Origin of the sequence: Actinoallomurus rhizosphaericola (assembly GCF_024055675.1) — a bacterium.
GTDB classification, from domain to species: domain Bacteria; phylum Actinomycetota; class Actinomycetes; order Streptosporangiales; family Streptosporangiaceae; genus Actinoallomurus; species Actinoallomurus soli.
The window spans coordinates 71,689-91,656 of the sequence record NZ_JAMXMW010000029.1; the positions used below are offsets into that span (position 1 = coordinate 71,689).

15 protein-coding genes are annotated in these 19,968 nt (G+C 73.2%); 3 read left to right on the forward strand and 12 right to left on the reverse strand.

The window, feature by feature from the left end; genetic code table 11:
• Window positions 1-98: 98 nt before the first annotated feature.
• The 11 genes from NE234_RS40845 to NE234_RS40895 form a co-directional block, all read right to left on the reverse strand.
• Window positions 99-635: a phenolic acid decarboxylase gene (locus NE234_RS40845; RefSeq protein WP_256530199.1), complete on the reverse strand. Its 537-nt coding sequence runs from the start codon at window positions 633-635 to the stop codon at window positions 99-101.
• Complete coding sequence (locus NE234_RS40850; RefSeq protein WP_252786532.1) at window positions 632-2,086, reverse strand: lipase maturation factor family protein; 1,455 nt, start codon at window positions 2,084-2,086, stop codon at window positions 632-634. Before NE234_RS40850 ends, NE234_RS40845 begins: the two co-directional genes overlap by 4 nt.
• Window positions 2,044-3,534, reverse strand: coding sequence for a phytoene desaturase family protein (locus NE234_RS40855; protein WP_252786533.1), 1,491 nt, complete (start codon window positions 3,532-3,534; stop codon window positions 2,044-2,046). Before NE234_RS40855 ends, NE234_RS40850 begins: the two co-directional genes overlap by 43 nt.
• Before the next feature lie 221 nt (window positions 3,535-3,755).
• Entirely contained in the window at window positions 3,756-5,459 is a 1,704-nt protein-coding gene (locus NE234_RS40860) for a sensor histidine kinase (protein WP_252786534.1), read from the reverse strand.
• Between the two features lie 132 nt (window positions 5,460-5,591).
• The gene (gene cydC, locus NE234_RS40865; protein WP_252786535.1) at window positions 5,592-7,286 is read right to left on the reverse strand and encodes a thiol reductant ABC exporter subunit CydC; all 1,695 of its coding nucleotides are present in this window, start codon (window positions 7,284-7,286) and stop codon (window positions 5,592-5,594) included.
• Entirely contained in the window at window positions 7,283-8,944 is a 1,662-nt protein-coding gene (cydD, locus tag NE234_RS40870) for a thiol reductant ABC exporter subunit CydD (protein WP_252786536.1), read from the reverse strand. The genes cydC and cydD overlap by 4 nt, the downstream gene beginning before the upstream one ends.
• Window positions 8,941-10,047, reverse strand: a complete 1,107-nt coding sequence (gene cydB / locus NE234_RS40875; protein ID WP_252786537.1) for a cytochrome d ubiquinol oxidase subunit II — start codon at window positions 10,045-10,047, stop codon at window positions 8,941-8,943. The genes cydD and cydB overlap by 4 nt, the downstream gene beginning before the upstream one ends.
• Window positions 10,048-10,060: 13 nt before the next feature.
• The gene (locus NE234_RS40880) at window positions 10,061-11,434 is read right to left on the reverse strand and encodes a cytochrome ubiquinol oxidase subunit I (protein ID WP_252786538.1); all 1,374 of its coding nucleotides are present in this window, start codon (window positions 11,432-11,434) and stop codon (window positions 10,061-10,063) included.
• Window positions 11,435-11,580: 146 nt separating this feature from the next.
• Window positions 11,581-12,453 carry a KPN_02809 family neutral zinc metallopeptidase gene (ypfJ, locus tag NE234_RS40885; protein ID WP_252786539.1) on the reverse strand — a complete coding sequence of 291 codons (873 nt, stop codon included), beginning with the start codon at window positions 12,451-12,453 and terminating at the stop codon, window positions 11,581-11,583.
• Between the two features lie 63 nt (window positions 12,454-12,516).
• Entirely contained in the window at window positions 12,517-13,614 is a 1,098-nt protein-coding gene (gene menC / locus NE234_RS40890) for an o-succinylbenzoate synthase (RefSeq protein WP_252786540.1), read from the reverse strand.
• A 15-nt stretch (window positions 13,615-13,629) separates the two neighbouring features.
• Window positions 13,630-14,397 carry a GNAT family N-acetyltransferase gene (locus tag NE234_RS40895; RefSeq protein ID WP_252786546.1) on the reverse strand — a complete coding sequence of 256 codons (768 nt, stop codon included), beginning with the start codon at window positions 14,395-14,397 and terminating at the stop codon, window positions 13,630-13,632.
• 108 nt (window positions 14,398-14,505) lie between these two features.
• Here NE234_RS40895 and NE234_RS40900 point away from each other — a divergent pair, with 108 nt between their 5' ends.
• Together NE234_RS40900 and pepN are read left to right on the forward strand one after the other, a co-directional pair.
• The gene (locus NE234_RS40900; protein WP_252786541.1) at window positions 14,506-15,660 is read left to right on the forward strand and encodes a M20/M25/M40 family metallo-hydrolase; all 1,155 of its coding nucleotides are present in this window, start codon (window positions 14,506-14,508) and stop codon (window positions 15,658-15,660) included.
• 34 nt (window positions 15,661-15,694) lie between these two features.
• Window positions 15,695-18,238: an aminopeptidase N gene (gene pepN, locus NE234_RS40905; protein ID WP_252786542.1), complete on the forward strand. Its 2,544-nt coding sequence runs from the start codon at window positions 15,695-15,697 to the stop codon at window positions 18,236-18,238.
• Between the two features lie 8 nt (window positions 18,239-18,246).
• Here pepN and NE234_RS40910 read toward each other — a convergent pair whose 3' ends face one another.
• Complete coding sequence (locus NE234_RS40910; protein WP_252786543.1) at window positions 18,247-19,404, reverse strand: SRPBCC family protein; 1,158 nt, start codon at window positions 19,402-19,404, stop codon at window positions 18,247-18,249.
• Window positions 19,405-19,641: 237 nt separating this feature from the next.
• On the opposite strand from NE234_RS40910, the gene NE234_RS40915 reads away from it, so the two are divergent.
• On the forward strand, window positions 19,642-19,932 hold the full coding sequence (locus tag NE234_RS40915; RefSeq protein ID WP_252786544.1) for a hypothetical protein: 291 nt from the start codon (window positions 19,642-19,644) through the stop codon (window positions 19,930-19,932).
• Window positions 19,933-19,968: the final 36 nt, after the last annotated feature.

Below are 19,968 nucleotides of genomic sequence, written 5' to 3' on the forward strand. Positions count from 1 at the left end.
ACTGAACCGTACCGTTTACTTTCGAGAGAGGCAAGATCCGCAGGAGGGAGCCCGATCAGGAGGTTCCGCGCCGCACCCCGTCCGGACGTGCCGGGGAGTCAGTTCGTGCGGGTGGCGAAATCGGCGGGCAGGTCGCCGGGGCCCACGGCGATGACGGTCTCGTCGTTCTCGCCGACCCGCTCGTACAGGGTGATCCTCGCGAACTCCGGGACGATGTGGATCGGGTACGTGGGGCCGGCGTCGCGCAGGGCGCGCATCTCGTCGAGGTGGTCGTTCTGGAACACCACCGTGCGCTCGGGATGCTCCTCCACCCAGCGCGGGAAGAAGATCACGCCGTGCAGGCGCCGTTCGCCCGGCATGACGTTCACGCTGACCGAGGTGCCGGTCGGCTCGGTCCAGGACACCTTGTAGCCGTCCTCGTCGAGCCGGACGAGGTCGACCTCCTGGTCCTTGACCCAGCGGCCGCCCACCATGCCCGAGTGGATCCGGTAGTCGATGGTGGCGGCGTTCTTCACGTACATCTCGTACTGCCAGCCGTTGACGTACGTATAGATGAAGCGATGTCCCACGATGCCGGACAGGTCCTGCGGCGGGACCGGGTCCTCCGCGGTCGGCTCGTCGGTGTGGTCGCTCATGGTGTCATCCCCCCCGATTCAGATGTGGCGCCGGCGGTGGGACGCAGGCCGATGGGCGGCAGGTACTCCCGTACGAGCGTGCGGTCCCACCACCGGCCGGTCTCGCGGCGTTCGTGCCACGTGGTGAAGCGGTAGCGGTACAGGCGGGCGCGGACGACGGCGGGCGGGGCACCCGGGAAGGGGTTGTGCCGGAGGAGCCGGAGGATCGCACGGTCGTTCTCCAGCAGCCGCTCGGCGAGCGGGACGATCCACGGCTCCGCGTACAGCGAGGACAGTCCGGCGAACCACATCAGCCAGTCGAGCCGGAGATGGTACGGCGCGTACTGCGGCGGCCGCCGCCGTGGATCCCCCGGCTTGCCCTTGAACTCGTACTCCCGCCACGCACTGCCGGGGCCCGGGTCGGGGTCCTCGGTGCCCTCGATGACGACCTCGTACCTGACCTTGGTGATGCTGCCGAACGCTCCGTAGGAGTTGACCAGGTGCAGCGGGTTGAAGCTGGCGTTCATCCGCTGCCGCCGGGAGATCAGGTTGCGAGCCGGCCAGTAGCTGAGCACGACGACCAGCACGGTGACCGCGATGACCAGCGCCTGGTGCCACAGCGGCTCCGCGGCGGGCCGGGGGGCTCCCGCCAGGCCGAACGCCCGCCAGTCCACGACGGAGGTCGCCAGGATCGCGGTGATCCAGTTCAGCCAGGCGAAGTTGCCCGAGAGGATCAGCCAGAACTGGGTGACGATGACGATCGCGGCCGCCACGGTGGCGTACGGCTGCGGCGCGAACAGCCCGAACGGCACGATCAGCTGGGTGACGTGGTTCGCCGCCACCTCGACGCGGTGCAGCGGCTTGGGCAGGTGGTGGAAGTACCAGCTGAGCGGGTTCGGCATCGGCTGGGTCTCGTGGTGGTAGTACAGGCACGTCAGGTCGCGCCAGCAGCGGTCGCCGCGCAGTTTGATCAGGCCGGCGCCGAACTCCAGGCGGAACAGCAGCCAGCGCAGCAGCCACAGGATGAGCACGGGCGGCGCGGTGCGCGCGTTGCCGAGGAAGACGGCCAGGAAGCCCGCCTCGCACAGCAGCGACTCCCAGCCGAAGCCGTACCAGACCTGCCCGACGTTGACGATGGACAGGTACAGCGCCCACAGGACCGCCCACAGCGCCGTCGCCGCCCCGAGCGGCACCACGTCGGCGAGTCCTCCGAGGGCGGCGGCCGACAGGACCACCCCCGCCCAGGAGACGGCCGCGAGGAACCGGTCCGAGTAGTGAAGGTGGAACAGGCTCGGGGCCCGCTGGAACGACACCCTCCGCAGGTACGCCGGAACCGGGGTGAGGCCCCGCTCCCCCGCCAGCGCGCGGAACTGGTCCACCGCGCAGAGGAAGGCGAGCAGGTAGATCGCGGCGAGGCCCCGCTGGAAGATCAGCCGGCCCGGCCAGTATCCAGGGTCCGTGAGCCACCCCACGGCCGTCGCACCTCCTCTCCGGACAGCCGGAAGACGCGGCGCAGGGCGGTCAGGGCGGCGTGGTGCCCGCACATGCCGTGCACCCCCGGGCCCGGCGGGGTCGCGGAGGAGCAGAGGTAGATCCGCGGGTTCGGCGTGGCGTACGGAACGCGGGCCAGGGTGGGCCGGAAGAGCAGCCGCAGGTGGTCGCAGGCGCCGCCGGCGATGTCGCCGCCGACGTTGTTCGGGTTGCGCGCCGCGATCGTGGCCGGTCCCGACACCGCGCGGGCGAGGACTAGGTCCCTGAAGCCGGGGGCGAACCGCTCGATCTGACGCTCGATCGCCCCTGTCAGGTCGCCGTGCCAGTCGCGCGGCGCGTGCCCGTAGACCCACAGGACGTGGGAGCCCGCCGGGGCACGGGACGGGTCGAACAGGCTCGGCTGGGCCACGATGAGGAACGGCCGCTCCGGCGGCGAGCCCTCGTACGCGGCGCGCAGCGCCGTGCCGATCTCCGCGAACGTCGGGCCGATGTGGACGGTGCCGGCCCGTCCGCACGCTTCGGCGGTCCACGGCACGGGGCCGGACAGCGCATAGTCGATCTTGAACGCGGCCGGGCCGTGCGGGTAGCGCCGCAGCCGGTCGGCGAACCGGTCCGGCAGCCGGGGGCCGGCGAGTGCGGCCAGGTGCTCGGGCATGACGTCGAGCAGGTACGCACGGGCGGTCGGCAGTTCGCCCAGATCCCGTACGTGCCGGCCCGTCTCGATCCGGCCGCCGAGGGAGCGCAGGTGGTCCGCCAGGGCGTCCGCGATCGCCTGCGAGCCACCGGCCGGGAACGGCCAGCCCACCTCGTGGGCCGCGAGCGCGAACAACAGCGCGATCCCCCCGGTCGCCGGCGTGCTCAGCGGCGCGATGGCGTGGGCGGCCAGCCCGGCGAGCAGTCCGGGGGCGTGCTCGCCACGGAACAGCCGGGCCAGCAGCGCGGCGGGCGCGGCCGCCCGTACGCCGAACCGGGCGAGCAGCAGCGGGTGGGCGGGCAGGCCGTCGAGCGGGGCGCGCAGCACGTCGGGCGCGAGGTCCCTCCAGCGGCCCAGGAACGGCTTCACCAGGGCGCGGTACGCGGGGCCGTCCCGGCCGAGGACGACCGCGGTCTCCTCGATCGACCGGGCCAGGATCGCGGCCGACCCGTCGGGGAACGGATGGGCGAGCGGCAGCGGCGGCTCGACCCACGTGACGCCGTGCCGCTCCAGCGGCAACCTGAGGAACGCGGGCGATCCGGCGCCGAGCGGATGCACGGCGGAGCACACGTCGTGCCGGAAGCCCGGCAGGGTCAGCTCCTCGGTGCGGGTCCCGCCGCCGATCTCCGCGGCGGCCTCGTACACCCGCACGGTGAGCCCGGCCCGGGCGAGCGTGACCGCCGCCGTCAGGCCGTTCGGACCCGCGCCGACCACGACCGCGTCGACTTCGACCATGAATCGTTGGCTGCCCCGCCCGCCGATCCTTACACCGCGGCGAGCCGACGAGCGAGTGGAGTGGTCGGTGAGGGACGAGCCGGCCGCGGAGCGAGTGAGGAGGTGAGCGCGGCAATGAGCACCGCGGCGAGCCGACGAGCGAGCGAGTGGCTGGGGGTGGGCCCCCGATAGGGGGCCGGCTGCCAACAGGTGGTCCGTATCCGAAGACTCGTTCCGGGGCGTTACCGCGCCGCCGGGGGGACGCGCCACTCCAGGACGGTGCCGCCGCCGTCACGCGGGCGGATCTCGAAGGCGCCGCCGAGGGCCTGGGCGCGTTCGGCCATGTTGCGCAGGCCGCTGCGGCGGCCGTCCTCGGGGATGCCGACGCCGTCGTCCTCGACGCGCAGCACGAGTTCGTCCCCGACCATGAGGGTGACGCCGACGTGCCGGGCGCCGGAGTGCCGCGCGGCGTTGGACAGGGCCTCCTGCAGGACCGCGACGGCCTGGTCCCCCGTCGCCTCGTCGACCACGATGTCCAGCAGGCCGTCCAGCCGGACGGCCGGGGCGAAGCCCAGGGTCTCGGCGGCGCTGTCGATGACGCCGTGCACGCGGGTCCGCAGGGTCTGCTCCATGGTGCTCTGCAACGCGAAGATCGTCGAGCGGATCTGCCGGATCGTGTTGTCGAGGTCGTCGACCGCCCGCTGCACGCGGTGGGCGACCTCCGGCTTCTCGGTGATCTTGATCGCGCTCATCAGCGTCATGGCGGTGGCGAACAGCCGCTGGATGACCGTGTCGTGCAGGTCCTTGGCGATGCGGTCGCGGTCCTCCAGGACGACGAGACGCTCCGCGTCCCGGCGGCGGCCCGCGAGCTCCAGTCCGACGGCGGCCTGGGCCGCGAACGGCTCCAGCAGGCGGCGCACCGGCTCGCCGAAGACGGGTTTGCCGGGGGCGTTCACGACGGACAGCACGCCCCGGGCGCCGCTGCCCAGGCCCAGGGGCACGAGTAGCGCCGGTCCGGTCGGCGCCGTCTCGGGAACGCCGAGGCGGTCCTCCTGTCCGCCCGCGTCGGTGAGAACGAGCGGCTCGCCGCTGCGGAACACCCGGCCGGCCAACGACTCCTCGATGGGCATCCGGAGCCCGCGCAGCCTCCCGGCGTGCTCACCGGCCACGGTCGCGACGACCAGTTCGCCGCCCTCGACGAGCAGCACCGTGGCCATGTCCGCGTCGCAGATCTCCCGGGCGCGCTCGGCCACGAGCTCGAGCACGTCGCCGGCCTCCGTGCCGGACAGCAGCGTGGTCGACACCTCCGCCGACGCCTGCAGCCAGCGTTCCCGGCGCCGGGCCTCCTGGTAGAGCCGGGCGTTCTCGATCGCGACGCCCGCCGCGGTGGCGAGCGCGGTCACCACGCTCTCGTCGTCCTCGTCGAACTCGCCGCCGCCGGCCTTCTCGGTGAGGTACAGGTTGCCGAAGACCTCGTCGCGCACCCGGATCGGCACGCCCAGGAAACGGCGCATCGGCGGGTGACCGGCCGGGAAGCCGGCCGACTCCGGGTGCGCCGCCAGGTCCGGCATCCGCAGCGGGCGCGGATCCTTGATCAGCAGGCCGAGGATGCCCTCGCCGTGGGGCCAGTGGCCGATCGCGGCGATCCCCTCCTCGTCGATCCCCACGGTGATGAACTGCACGAGCCGCCCGCCGTCGCCGATGACGCCGAGCGCGCCGTAGCGGGCCTCGACGAGCGTGGTCGCGGCCTCGACGATGCGGCGCAGGACCGTCTCCAGCTCCAGGTCACTGCCGATCGACACCACGGCCTCGAGCAGCGCGTGGACCCGGTCACGCGTGGCCAGGACGGCGTCCAGCCGGGACTGCAGCTCGCCGAGGAGATCGTCCAGGCGCAGCTGCGGCAGTGACAGTCGGGCGTGCTCATCTCCGGGCAGATCCTGCGGCACGTGGACGCTTCCTCTCGACGAGCCGACCGCTTCTCCCCTCTATCATCGGCGTCCCTCCGCCGTCCCGCCACCTCGGCCGACGGAGACCGTCCGAGCGCCGAGGACGTGGTGACGGCGGCCGGCCGTGCCGGATCAGCGGAGTGCGCGGGCGGGCCCGGTCCGCTCGACGACCCGGCCCGCCTCCAGGAGCACGATCTCGTCGACCTCGTCCAGGCCCGTGCGGTCGTGCGTGATGAGGAGCGTGGTCCGCCCGCGGGTGGCGGACAGCAGGTCCGCGGTGAGCGCGCGCCGGGTCGGCTCGTCCAGGTGAACGGTCGGCTCGTCGAGGATGAGGACCGCCGGGTCCGCGAGCAGGGCGCGGGCCAGCGCGAGCCGCTGCCGCTCGCCGCCGGAGATCGACTCACCGTGCGCGCCGACCGGGGTGTCCCAGCCGAGCGGGAGCGACTCGATCCACTCCAGCAGCCGGGCGTCCCGGGCCGCGGCGCGCAACTCGTCGTCCGTGGCCGCGGGCCGGGCGAGCCGGAGGTTCTCCCGGATCGTCGTGTCGAAGACGTACGGGTCCTGCGGGCAACCGCCGATCACCCGCCGTACGTCGTCGGGGTCGTACGCGGCCAGTTCCACACCGTTCAACGTCGCCGTCCCGGAGTCGAGGTCGGCGAAGCGCAGCAGCACGGCGGCGAGCGTGCTCTTGCCCGCGCCGCTCGGCCCGACGACCGCGACGCGCCGGCCCGGAGTGAGGTCCAGGTCGACGCCGTCGAGCGCGCGGACCGCGCCGTACGTGACCCGGGCTCCGCGCAGCCGTACGGTCACCGGCGGCTCCGGCGGTGGCGCGGGGCGGGCGGGACGGGCGATGGGCTCCGGCGTGTCGAGGACACCGGTGATCCGCGCGGCCGCGGCTCCCGCCTCGCTGACCTGGGCGGCCGCGGCGGGCAGCGGGTTGACCGCCTCGAACGCGGCGAGCGCCGTCAGGACCAGGACCGCGAGCGGAACCCGCGGTTCGACCGCCAGGACGCCGAGCAGCAGCACCGCCCAGACGGTGACGCCGGCGAGCAGGGCGCCCAGGCCCGCCCCGACGGCTCGCGCGAGCGCGCTGCGCCTGGCGTGCGCGGTCAGGGCGGTGTCGGTCCGGTGCGCGCCGGCGAGCGCGGTGCCCATCGCGCCGTACGCCCGCAGTTCGGCGGCCCCCTCCAGGAGGTCGACGACCTGGGTCGTCAGGCGGGCGCGGGACTCGGCGGTCTCCCGGCCGGCCCGGCGGGCGATCACGGCCGACAGCAGCGGGACCGCGACGCCGGCCAGAAGCAGGCCGGCGGCCAGCGCCGCGCCGCCCGGCAGCAGGATCGCGGCGCACACGGCGACGGCTCCGCCGCCGGCGAGGGCGGCCGCCGTGGGCGGGACGATGCCGCGGACGAAGAGGTCCTGGGTCGCGTCGACGTCGGAGACCAGGCGGGCGAGCAGGTCCCCCGATCGCAGGTCGCGCAGCGGGACGAGGCTTTCGAGCTTGCGGTACACGCGCACCCGGACGTCCGCCAGCACGCGGAAGGCCGCGTCGTGCGCGAGGAGCCGTTCGGCGTAGCGAAGGACCCCCCGGCCGATGCCGAGGGCCCGGACCGCGACGACCGCGACGGCGAGCGCCGTGACGTTCGGGTGCTGGGCCGCGCGGGCGATGAGGTACCCGGAGACGGCGAGCAGCGCGATCCCGGCGGCGGTCGTGGTCGCGCCCGCGAGCACGGCCAGGACCAGCCGTCCCCGCAGCGGCCGGGCCAGCGCCAGGAGCCGCAGGAGGGGATCGCGGCGGACGGCCGGGCGGAGCGTGGATTCGACGGTCATGCGGGCTCCATCTCTTCTCGCAGGCGGCCGGCGCTGAGGTCGACGACGCGGTCGGCGGCGGCCGACCAGGCGGGGTCGTGGGTGACGAGCACGACGGTGCGGCCGGCCATGAGGCGTTCGACCGCGTCGCGGACGACTCCGGCGCTGTCGACGTCCAGGTGCGCGGTCGGCTCGTCCAGCAGCAGAATCGGCGCGTCGCGCAGGAACGCCCGGGCCAGCGCGATCCGCTGCCGCTGGCCCGAGGACAGGCGCAGGCCGCGTTCGCCGACGTCGGTGCCGTAGCCGTCGGACAGCGCGTCCACGAACCCCGCCGCGCCCGCGAGACGCGCGGCGGCACGGACGGCGTCGAGCGGGGCGTCCACGTCTCCGAGCCGGATGTTGTCGGCGATCGTCCCGGCGAACAGGTGCGGGTGCTGCGGGACCCAGGCGATCCGGCGCAGCCACTCGTCCTCGGGGATTCCCTCGAAGGACGTGCTTCCCGTCTCCGGCCGGACGAAGCCCAGCAGGACCGCCAGCAGCGTGCTCTTGCCGGCGCCGCTCGGGCCGGTGACGATGAGGCGTTCCCCGGGCTCGACGGTCAGAGAGACGTCGTCGAGGGCGGGCGCGTCCCGGTCCGGGTGACGCACGGTCACGCCGTCGAGCCGGATCACGGCCCCGCCGGACGCGGGTTCGCCGGTCACGGCCCCGCCGGACGCCGCCCCGCCGGACACGGGGGCCCCGGCCAGTCCTCTCGGGGGCTCGGGGGTCTCGATGAGGTCGAGGGCGCGCCCCGCCGCGGTGACGCCCTCCATTCCCGCGTGGTACTGCGCGCCGACGTTCCGCAGCGGGAGGTACGCCTCCGGGGCCAGCAGCAGGACGAACAGCGCCTTCTCGTACGGCAGCCCGCCGCTGAGAAGGCGCAGTCCGACCTCGACCGCGACGAGCGCCAGGGCGAGGGTCGACAGGAGTTCGAGCACGAGTGCGGACAGGAAGGCCACGCGCAGGGTCCGCATCGTGGCCCGCCGGTGCGCCGCCGTGATGTCCCGGATGATGCGCACCTGGGCCTTGGCGCGATTGAACACCTTGAGCGTCGGCAGGCCCTCGACCACGTCGAGGAAGTGGCCGCCGAGGCGTTCGAGCAGGAGCCACTGGCGCTCGGTCCGGGCACGGGTCTGCAGGCCGACGAGGATCATGAAGATCGGGATGAGGGGCAGCGTCACCGCGATGACCAGTGCCGACAGCGGATCGACGCCGGCGGCAACGGCCAGGACGGCGAGCGGGGTCAGGCAGGCGAGGACGAGCTGCGGCAGGTAGCGCGCGAAGTAGGCGTCGAGGGCGTCCAGGCCGCGGGTCGCCAGGGTGGCGACCTCTCCGGCCGCCCGGCCCGGCCGTTCCACCGCGCGGGCGATGAGCCGTCGCCGGAGCTGCGAACGCACCAGCGCGGCGGCCCGCAGGGCGCTCGCCTCACCCCCGTACGCCGCGAGCGCCCGGCCCCCGACGACGGCGAGCAGCGCGGCCAGGGGCGCCGCCACGGCGCCGTGGCCCGCGAGCACGTTCGCGAGCAGGCCGGCCTGGGCCAGGACCAGGCCGGTCGTGACGAGGCCCAGGACGACGGCGAGCGCGAGGTGGGCTCGGGCCGCCGTCGCGTACCGGGGCAGCCGCGGGTCGAACGGTCTCACGCCGTCGTCCCCTCCGGCCCCGCGACCCGGCCCGGCCCGGTGCTCTTCTCCGGCTCCGCCGTTCCGGTCGCCACCGGGGGCGCCGCGGGCGCGGCGACGGGGATGACGTCCCGGGTGAGCCGCGCGCGGAACACCCAGTACGTCCACGCCTGGTACGCGAGGACGACCGGCGTGAAGATCACGGCGACCCAGGTCATGACGGTCAGCGTGTAGTGCGTCGAGGCCGCGTTGTGCACCGTCAGGCCGTACGCGTCGTTCGTCGTGGAGGGCAGGACATGCGGCCACAGGTCCCCGAAGAGGGTCGCGACCGAGAGGACGACGGTCAGGGCGGTCCCGGCGAACGCCCAGCCGTCCCGGCCGCGCAGTGCCGCCGTCACCGCGGCGAGCAGGGCGACCGCGGCGGCCGACGCCGTGACCCAGGTGGCCGCCTTGCCGTGGGCGGTCTGGGTGACGAGGAGGAAGGCGGCGGCGATCGCGACGACCGGCGGCCAGATCCGCATGAGCAGCAGGCGGGCCCGGTCGCGCACCTCGCCCCGGGTCTTGAGCGCGAGGAACACCGCTCCGTGCAGGGTGAACAGGCCGAACGTCGTGGCGCCGGCCAGCAGGCCGTACGGGTTGAGGAGGGTGAACAGGGTCCCGGTGTAGTGGTGCCCGGCGTCCAGCGGCACGCCGCGCACGATGTTGGCGAAGGCGACGCCCCACAGCAGGGCGGGCACCGCCGAGCCCCAGAAGATCGCGCGGTCCCAGTTCCGCCGCCACCGCGCGCTGTCGATCTTGCCGCGGTACTCGAACGCCAGCCCCCGGACGATCAGGGCGACGAGGATGATCAGCAGGGGGAGGTAGAAACCGCTGAAGAGGGAGGCGTACCACTCCGGGAAGGCGGCGAAGGTGGCCCCTCCGGCGACGAGCAGCCAGACCTCGTTGCCGTCCCAGGTGGGACCGATGGAGTTGATCATGACTCTGCGGTCGATGTCGCTGTGGGCGTCCCGGCGCGGGGCCAACGCCGGCAGAAGGATCCCGACGCCGAAGTCGAACCCCTCGAGGACGAAGTACCCGGTCCACAGCACGGCGATCAGGACGAACCAGACGGTCGTCAGTTGCATGGTGAGTCCTCGGTCAGTAGGAGAAGGCGGGCAGCGGTTCCTCGGTCGTCGTCTCCTCTTCCGAGGGCGGTCCCGACCGCACGTACCGGACCATGAGCACGCCGGCGATGACGGCCAGTGCCGCGTACAGGAGGGTGAAGACGGTCAGCGAGGTGACGACGCTGCCGAGGCCGACGCCGGGCGAGACGCCGTCCTTGGTCCGCAGCACGCCGAAGACCGTCCACGGCTGGCGGCCGATCTCGGTGAAGATCCAGCCCATCGTGTTCGCCAGGAACGGCAGGGCCATGGACGCGAGCGCCGCGCGGTGGAACCAGCGGCTGCCGCGGCGCTGGAACCACAGCCCGGCCAGCGCGAGCAGCCCGGCGAGGAACCCGAACCCGATCATCAGGCGGAAGCTCCAGTAGGTGACCGGGACGACCGGCTTGTACGAGCCGGGGCCGTATTTGGCCTCGTACGCCTTCTGCAGGTCGTCGATGCCCTCGACCTTCCCGTTCGGATCGCCGGTGGCCATGAAGGACAGGACGTGCGGGGCGCGGACGCTCCACAGTTCCTGGCTGCCGTCCAGCGAGCCGATCGTGAACAGCGAGAAGGACGCGGGGGCGGAGGTGGTGTAGAGCGCCTCGGCGGCGGCCATCTTCATCGGCTGCTGCTTCGTCATGATCCGTGCCTGCAGGTCGCCGGAGACGCTGACGCCGATCGCCGCGATGAGGGAGACGACCAGGCCGTACCGCATCGCCTTGCCGAACAGGACGGTTTCGCGCCTGCGCGCCAGGTGCCAGGCGCTGACGCCGACCACGAACACGCCTCCGGTGAGGAACGCCCCGAAGAGCACGTGCGGGAAGGTCACGAGCGTCGTGGAGTTGGTGAGGACCTTGGTGATGCTGGTCAGCTCGGCGCGGTGGGTGACCGGGTTGAGGCGGTAGCCGACCGGGTGCTGCATCCAGGAGTTGGCCGCCAGGATGAAGTAGGCCGACAGGTTCGTGCCGAGGGCGGCGAGCCAGATGGTGGCCAGGTGCAGCCGCGGCGAGAGCTTGTCCCAGCCGAAGATCCACAGGCCGAGGAAGGTGGACTCGAGGAAGAAGGCGAGCAGGCCCTCCATGGCCAACGGGGCGCCGAACACGTCACCGACGAACCTGGAGTAGTCGGACCAGTTCATGCCGAACTGGAACTCCTGCACGATCCCGGTGACGACGCCGATGGCGAAGTTGATCAGGAAGAGCTTCCCGAAGAACTTCGTCATGCGCAGGTACACGGGGTTCTTCCGCACGTGCCAGGCGGTCTGCATGCCGGCCACGAGGATGGACAGCCCGATGGTCAGGGGCACGAAGATGAAGTGGTAGACGGTCGTGATCCCGAACTGCCATCGGGCCACGTCGAGTGCTGTCACGGTTCCCCTCTCAGAACGCGTCCGGCAAGCCGCTCTCATGCGGGCTCCAGCGCATCACCCGAGGGGAGGGAAGGGGCAGTGACGAAGGTCCCGGCGGCCGGGGACCTCAGGGCCCGACCGCCGGGTTCGCGTGAGCGTGGCCGGGGTCAGATACCTCCGGAGAAGGTGTCGCAGCGCGACGGCTCTCCGGTGTCGTATCCGGTGGAGAACCAGTGCTCGCGCTGGGCGGACGTGCCGTGGGTGAAGCTCTCCGGGTCGACGCGTCCCTGCGCCCGCTGCTGGATGCGGTCGTCGCCGACCGCGCCGGCGGCGTCGAGGGCATCGGCGATGTCGCTCTGGGTGAACGGCTTGCTGAAGAAGCCGGTCTGCACCGCGTGCTTGGCCCACACGCCGGCGTAGCAGTCGGCCTGCAGCTCCAGGCGGACCGAGCCGCTGGTCGCGCCCTGCCGGTCGTTCCCGACCCGGTTCATGGTGCCGAGCAGGTCCTGGACGTGGTGGCCGTACTCGTGCGCGACGACGTACGCCTGCGCGAAGGGGCCGCCCTTGGCGCCGAACCTGTCGTGCAGCTCTTGGAAGAAGCCCAGGTCCAGGTAGACCCGCTTGTCGCCGGGGCAGTAGAAGGGGCCGACCTCGGAGCTGGCGGTGCCGCACGCCGTCGACGTCTGCCCGCTGAACAGCCGGGTGCGCGCCACCGTGTAGGTCTTGCCCTGGTCGGTGAACTCCTTCTTCCAGTACGCCTGGACGCTGTTGACGACGCCGACGATGCGGCAGTCGTCGGCCTGGTCGGCGTCGGCGCCCGTACGGCATTTGGACGACAGGCTGCCCGCGGTCGGGGCGCCGCCGCCACCACCGCCCCCTCCCCCGCTGAGGATGTGGCCCGGGTTGACGCCGAACAGCACCGCGGCGACCAGGGCGATCAGGCCGATCGCGCCGCCGCCGATGGCCATCCCGCCGAAGGGCATGCCGCGGGCGTCCTCGACCTGGGACGCGTCGAGCCCGGCATCGTCGTCGAAGTCCACCAGAAACCTCCCGTGCGTGATCCGACGGGTCGATCCCCCGTGTGGACGGAATTTAACAAGCCTTCACCAGGTCATTACGGCGGTCGCGAGACTGCGCACGAGATCCTCGTCGACCTCATGGCCCAGACCGGGGCCCGACGGCACCGGGACGAGCCCGTCGGCGGCCCGGATCGGCGGCTCGACGACGTCCCGCTCGTAGTACTTGTCCGAGCCGGACACGTCGCTCGGCAGGGTGAACCCGGGCAGCGACGCGATCGCGACGTTCGCGGCGCGCCCGACGCCGAACTCGTGCATGCCGCCGCACCAGACCTGCCAGCCCGCCGCGACGGCGCGGTCGTGCGCCGCCCGTGCCGGGGTGAGGCCGCCCATGCGCGAGACCTTGATGTTGAGGATCCGGCCGGCCTCCAGGGTGATGGCCGTGTCGAGCCGGTCCAGGTCCTCCACCGACTCGTCCAGGCACAGCGGGGTGACGATCCGGGCCTGCAGCCGGGCGTGCGCGGCCAGCGCGCCGGGGGCGTACGGCTGTTCGATCATGGTCAGGCCGAAGTCGTCGAGTTCGGTGAACACCGCGTCCTGGTCCTCGGTGTACGCGCCGTTGGCGTCGACGTGCAGGGGCAGGCCGGGGCGTGCCGCGCGGACCGCGCGGACGGGTTCGACGTCCCATCCCGGCGCGATCTTCAGCTTGATCCTGCGGTAGCCCTCGGCGGCGTACCGGTCGACCTGGGCCAGCAGGTCGTCGACCGTCCGCTCGATGCCGAGGCTGACCCCCGCCTCGATCACCGGCCGGGTGCCGCCGAGCGCCCCCGCCAGTGGCCGTCCGGTCGCCCGGCACCACAGGTCCCAGCAGGCCATCTCCACGCCGGCCTTGGCGAACTCGTGGCCGCGGATCCGCGCCCAGGCCGCGCCGACGTCGGCGGGGTGCTCCCACTCCGCGGCGAGGAGGGCGGACGCGAGGTACCGGTCGACCATGAGCAGGCAGTCCTCCACGGTCTCCGGGCAGTAGTACGGGTCGCTCGGCGAGGCGATCTCCCCCCACCCGACCGCTCCGTCGCCGTCCTGGACCCGGATGAGGATGTGCTCCAGGTACGCCTTGCGGTGCGAGCTGGTCTCGAACGCCCGCACGAGCGGCAGACTCACCCGGAACGCCTCGATCTTCGACACTCGCGGCACGGTCTCTCACCCCTCCCCCGGGCCGTCCGGCGGCGCGCGGTCCGCGGCCTGGAACCGGTAGACCGCCGTGTCCTCCGTGCACGTCTCGCAGGAGGTCGCGACGTACCCCTCGTCGATCAGCCGCCGCATCGCGGCCGCGAGGTCGTCGCGGACCCGGAGCGACGTGGCGCGGTCCCGGGCGACCAGGGCGTCCCAGTCCCGTGGCGCGCCGAGGAGCACGTCGTCGTCCTCGCGGCGCGTCTCCCCCCACCCGGCGTACGCGGGCGGTGGAGCGGACGGCCCGGCCGGCCGGAGCAGGTCCCACTCGACGATCAACCGGTCGGTGCGCATGCCCGGATCGCGTCCGATGTCCTCTACGCCGTAGAAGTCCCGCAGGAACCAGCGGCCCGTCGCGCCCAGCACGTCGAGGTTGAAGTGGGCGTTGTGGGTGCGGACCGGGTCGAAGGCCCAGCGCATCCGGGTGACGCCGCCGGACAGGACGTAGTCGCGCTGGCTGAGCTTCAGCGCCCGCCCCACGCCGCGCCGCTGCCAGTCCGGCCGGACCGCCGCCACCTGCGAGTAGTGGTAGACGGTCCCGCCGTCCGAGCCCAGGAAGCCGTACGTGAACCCGACCAGCTCGTCGCCGGCGAACGCGCCGATGACCGACCCGGCGTTGCGCTGCAGCGCGGCGAGCAGCCGGGGGCTGACGGCCGGGTCCGTGGGGCTCAGCGCGAACGCGGCGCGGTACACCTCCACCCCGGCCCGCATCTCGGCGGAGGTGGTGAGTGGCCGCACGGTCAACTGCGGCGTGAGAGGCGGCAAGAGATGCTCACGGGTACGCTCGGTGCAGGGCTGCCACCTGCGGCTTCTTCCATTATCGACGTACCGCCCACCGGAGGTGAGATGACCCCCGACCTGGCCGCCGCCCTGACCGGCGCGACCGCCCGGCTGCTCGGCTTCGGCCGCGCGCGGCTCCGCGAGTACGCGCTGGCCGAGTCGCCCTCCGGCGACGCCGCCGCGCTGGCCCGCTGCGCGGCGCTGATCGAGGCCGGCCACCGCGAGGCCGGCGGCACCGTGGCCCGCGAGGGCGAGCACCTGGTGTCGCGGTTCGGCCCGGAGGACGGCCCGCACCTGCTCCTCGTCGGCCACTACGACACCGTCTGGCCGGTCGGGCGGCTCGACACCATGCCGTACACCGACGACGGCACGACGATCACCGGGCCCGGGACGTACGACATGAAGGGCGGCCTGGTCGCCGTCGAGATGGCGCTGCGCGCGCTGCGGGAGGCCGGGACGGCGCCGGCCCGGCAGGTGCGCCTGGTCGTCGTCGCCGACGAGGAGGTGGGCAGCCCCACCGGCGGCGCCGTCGTCGAACGCCACCTCGACGGCGCGGTGGCCGTGCTGGGCCTGGAGTCGCCGCACCCGGACGGCGCGCTGAAGAACGCGCGGCGGGGCAGCGTCCGCCTCCGTCTCGGCGTCCGCGGCCGCGAGGCGCACGCCGCGCTCGACCCGGGCAAGGGCGTGTCCGCCGTCGACGAGCTCATCGACCAGCTCGCGGTCGCCCGTGGCGTCGTGCCGGCCGACGGCAGCACCCTGTTCAACATCGGCCGGATCGAGGGCGGCCGGCGTGCCAATGTCGTCGCCGGTGAGGCGTCGGCCGAGATCGGCCTGCGGTTCGCCTCGGCGGAGGCCGAGCGCACGGTGCTGGACGCCCTCGCGGCCCTGGAGCCCGTACGGGCGGGCGCCGCCGTCGAGGCGACCGTGCTGTCCGCGCGGCCGACCTGGCCGGAGCGGCCCGGCGATCCGCTGCTCGACCACGTCGCCGGCGTCGGGAGGCTCCTGGGTCTGCGGATCATCGGGCGGCCCGCCGCCGGTGCCGGTGACACGAACCTGCCGGGTTCGCGCGGGCTGCCCACCCTGGACGGCTTCGGCCCTCCCGGCCGGGGCGCGCACGCGGCGGACGAGGCGATCCGCGTGTCCGGGCTCGCCGAGCGGGCCGCCCTCCTCGCCGGGATCATGGCCTTTCCACCGGATGACGTCACGGGGGACCGCGGGTGAACCAGCTGCCACCGCCATACGGCACTATTGCCGCATGCCGGCTCTAACCCGCGCGGAGGCGCAGACGCGCGCCCGTCTGCTGGACGTCCGCTCCTACTCCGTCCACCTCGACCTGACGGGCGGCGACGAGGCGTTCCACTCCGACACGGTGGTCCGGTTCGGCGCCGAGCCCGGGAGCGAGACCTTCGCCGAGATCCGGCCCGCGCGGCTGCGTCGCGCGCTGCTCAACGGGCGGGAGCTCGACCCGGCGTCCCTGCGGGACGGCCGCCTGCCGCTCCCCGCCCTGGCGGCCGACAACGAGCTGCGCGTCGAGGCCGACATGCCGTACTCGCGGACCGGCGAGGGCCTGCACCGGTTCACCGACCCGGCCGACGGTGAGGCGTACGTCGCGTCCCAGTGCGCCCCGGACGACGCCCCGCGGCTGTTCGCCTGCTTCGACCAGCCGGATCTCAAGGCGCCGATCGAGTTCTCCGTCAGCGCCCCGCCGCACTGGACGGTGCTCGGCAACGTCGCGGGCGAGAGGGACGAGGACGGCCGCTGGCGCTTCGCCCCGACCGCGCCGATCAGCACGTACCTCGCCGCCGTCGTCGCCGGCCCCCTCCACTCGGTGCGCACCGAGCACGACGGGATCCCGCTGGGCGTCCACTGCCGGCGCTCCCTGGCCCCGTACCTGGAGGCCGAGGAGATCCTCGAGATCACCCGGCGCGCCTTCGACCGGTACCACGAGCTGTTCGAGGACCGGTACCCGTTCGGGAAGTACGACCAGGTCTTCGTGCCCGAGCTGAACTTCGGCGCGATGGAGAACCCCGGCTGCGTCACCTTCCGCGACGAGTTCCTGTTCCGCTCCGCCGTCACCGACGTCGAGCGGGAGACCCGCGCGGTCGTCATCGCGCACGAGATGGCGCACATGTGGTTCGGGAACCTCGTCACGATGCGCTGGTGGGACGACCTGTGGCTCAACGAGTCGTTCGCCGAGTACATGGGCTACCGGGTCGTCACCGAGACGACGCGCTTCACCACCGCCTGGACCGGCTTCACGATCGCGCGCAAGCCCGGGGGCTACGACGCGGACCAGCGCCGCTCGACCCACCCCGTCGCGGCCGAGGGCATCGACGACACCGCCGCCGCGCAGACGAACTTCGACGGGATCTCCTACTCCAAGGGCGCGTCCGTGCTGCGGCAACTGGTCGCCTGGCTCGGCGACGAGGCGTTCTTCGCCGGGATCAACGCCTACTTCGCCGAGCACCGCTTCGGCAACGCCACGATGGCCGACCTGCTGGACGCCCTCACCGCCGCGAGCGGCCGGGACGTGCACGACTGGGCCGAGCGCTGGCTGCGCACGTCCGGGGTCGACACGCTCCGCCTGGAGCTGACCGAGGGCGAGGACGGCACGACGGCCGCCGCGACCGTCGTCCACACGGGAACGCCGGGCGACCCGTCGGCCCTGCGCCCGCACCGGATCACGGCCGCGACGTACGACCTGGTGGACGCCGGGGAGGACGGCCGCCGGCTGAGGCTACGGGAGCGCTTCGCGATCGACCTGCCGGCCGACGCGGACGCGGACGGCACCGCCCGCGTGCCGCTGGAGCGCCTGGCCGGGGCGTCCCGCCCCGACCTCATCGTGCTGGACGACGGGGACCTCAGCTACGCCAAGCTCCGGCTGGACGAGCGGTCCCGGCGGGCCGCCGCCGAGGCGCTGTCCACGATCGAGGACGGCCTCACCCGCGCCGTCATCTGGGACACCGCCCGTGACATGGTCCGGGACGGTGAACTGCCCGCAGCCGAGTTCCTGGCCCTGGTCGAGGCGCACCTGCCCGCCGAGCCGGACGTCAGCGTCGTCGAGGCCGTGCTCGCCTTCGGCCGGCGGCAGGCCGCCGACCGGTACACCACGCCCGCCGCGCGTCCGGCGGCCCTGGCGGCGCTCGCCGGCGCCTGCCGGAAGATCCTGGGCCGTACCGCGGACGGGTCGGCGCCGGCGCTGCGCCTCGCGGCCGTACGGGAGCTGATCCGGTGCGCCGAGACCCCGGAGGCGCTCGCCGAGCTGCGAGAGTGGCTGCGGGACCAGCGTGTGCCGGGCGGCCCCGCGCTCGACCCGGACCTGCGCTGGAGTGTGCTGGCTCAGCTGTGCGCGCACGGGGCGGCGGGCGAGTCCGACATCGGGGCGGAGGTCGCGCGCGACCCCAGCGCCACCGGCCAGGAGGGTGCCGCCCGGTGCCGCGCCGCGCTCCCCGACCCGGCGGCCAAGGAGGAGGCCTGGCGGCGGCTGTTCACCGACGGCGCCCTGTCCAACCGCCTGCTGACCGCCACCGCCCAGGGCTTCTGGCGGCCGGCGCAGGCGGACCTCACGGCCGGGTTCGTCGAACGCTACTTCGCGGACGTGCCGTCGGCCGGCGAGCGCGGCCCGGCGGTGGCCAGGGCGCTCGGGCGGGAGCTGTTCCCCGCCCACGCCGCGACGCCGGCCACCGTACGCGCCGCGGAGGAGTGCCTCGCGCGCACGGACCTGACGACCCCGCTGCGCCGCGCGCTCGACGACGAGCTGGACGACTTGCGCCGCGCGCTTCGCGTACGGGGCGGCTGACACCGCTCCTACTCGTCCTTGGCCCCGGCGGTCTCCTTGGCGGCCGACCGCCGCGTGCTCGACGACGAGCCGCCCGAGGACCGCCCGGACGCCGACGACTTCTTGGCGTTCGAGGACCGCCGGGTGCCCGAGGACCCGCCGCTGGAGGACCTGGCCGACGAGGAGCCGGACGACTTGGCCGAGGAGGCCTTGTCTCCGGACGACTTGGCCGACGACGACTTCTCGCCGGACGACCGCGCCGACGAGGACTTCTCATCGGAGGACTTGGCCGACGAGGTCTTGTCGCCGGAGGACCTGGCCGTGCTCGACGAGGTACGGGACCGGGTCGAGCGGCCGCTCTGGGACGAGGTCCGCCGGCTCTTGGAACCGCCCTGCCCGTCGCTCTTCGAGGACTCGGCGACCTCACCGTCGTGGATCTCGCCGTGCCAGCCCTCGGCCTCGTCACCGGGGTGGAGCAGCGCCTGCGACATGACGTGCCGCCGGAAGTGCTTGAGCTCGAGCCGGGCCCGCCGCCCCTGGGCGCGCCAGAGGTTGCCGGTCTTCTCCATGAACCCCTGCGGGTGGTACTCGAGGACGAGCAGGACACGGGTCAGGTCCGGGGCCAGCTCGTGGAACGTCACGGCTCCGTCGACGTAGCCCTTCTGGCCGGTGGAGCGCCAGACGATCCGCTCGTCGGGGACCTGCTCGACGATCGTCGACTCCCACGTGCGGGTGGACCAGAGGATCTTCGCCTTCCAGCGCACCTTCTCGTCGGCGAGCTGGTCGGTGCTCTCGACCTTCTTCATGAAGGACGGGAAGTCCTGGAAACGCGTCCACTGGTCGTACACCAACCGCCGGGGCGCGCCGACGTCGATCTCCTCGATGATGTTGGTGACCTTCGTCTTGGCGGATCCGCCCTCGCCCTTCTTGTCGTTGCCGTTCTTGCCCAGCACCTGCCCACCGACCTGCTTGAGCGCGCTGAGGCCTCCGGAGACCGCCGCCTTCGCCGACGTCCCGCCGGCCTTCCCGATGGACTTGGCCGCGCCGGCGGCGGCCTTGGGTCCCAGGTCACCGCCGCGCCGGGCCTCCTTGGCGACCGTCTTGACGGTGTTCCCGATCTGCTTCGTCACCGGCTTGGCGATGCTCGTCGCATGCTTCGCAAGAGAACTCCCTGGCCGCTCGGCCATGTTTCTACCCTCTCGTTTGGATCCAGCGTCTTTGCCGGGCTTGACGGAGTTGCTTACCCGAGAAAAGGCGACGCATTCCGGTCGGCTGCGGACGACCGGCGGATCACGGCGGGCAATTCCCCGGACACGGCCGGTCAAGAGATCCGGGCGGCACTTTCACCTGGGCAGGAATAGGTCACGCTGTCCGGGTACGACCGTGTTACAGAACGGATGTCCCCCGAAGAGGAGAGGCGCGACATGCGCAAGAACATTGCCGGTGCCGCGGTGAACAAGGCCGCCGAGTCCCGTCCGGACAAGAAGGTCACGCAATCAGCCGGCGCGCTGAAGAACGCCCCGAAGAAAGCGGCTCAGGAAACGGTGATGAAGGGCCTGCGGGCTCCCGTCGTCGGGAAGGCGCTGAAGTCGTTGGCGCTGGGCCGGCTGGTGCGGGTGCTGGGCGCGGCGATCCGCTTCATCGGCCCGCGCGCCGTGCCGGTGGCCCTCGTGCTCGTCGCGGGCTGGTTCATTCGCCGCCTGCGGAAGAAGTGATCCCCTCCGTCCGCCGGCGGGAGGGCGGCGTTCTCC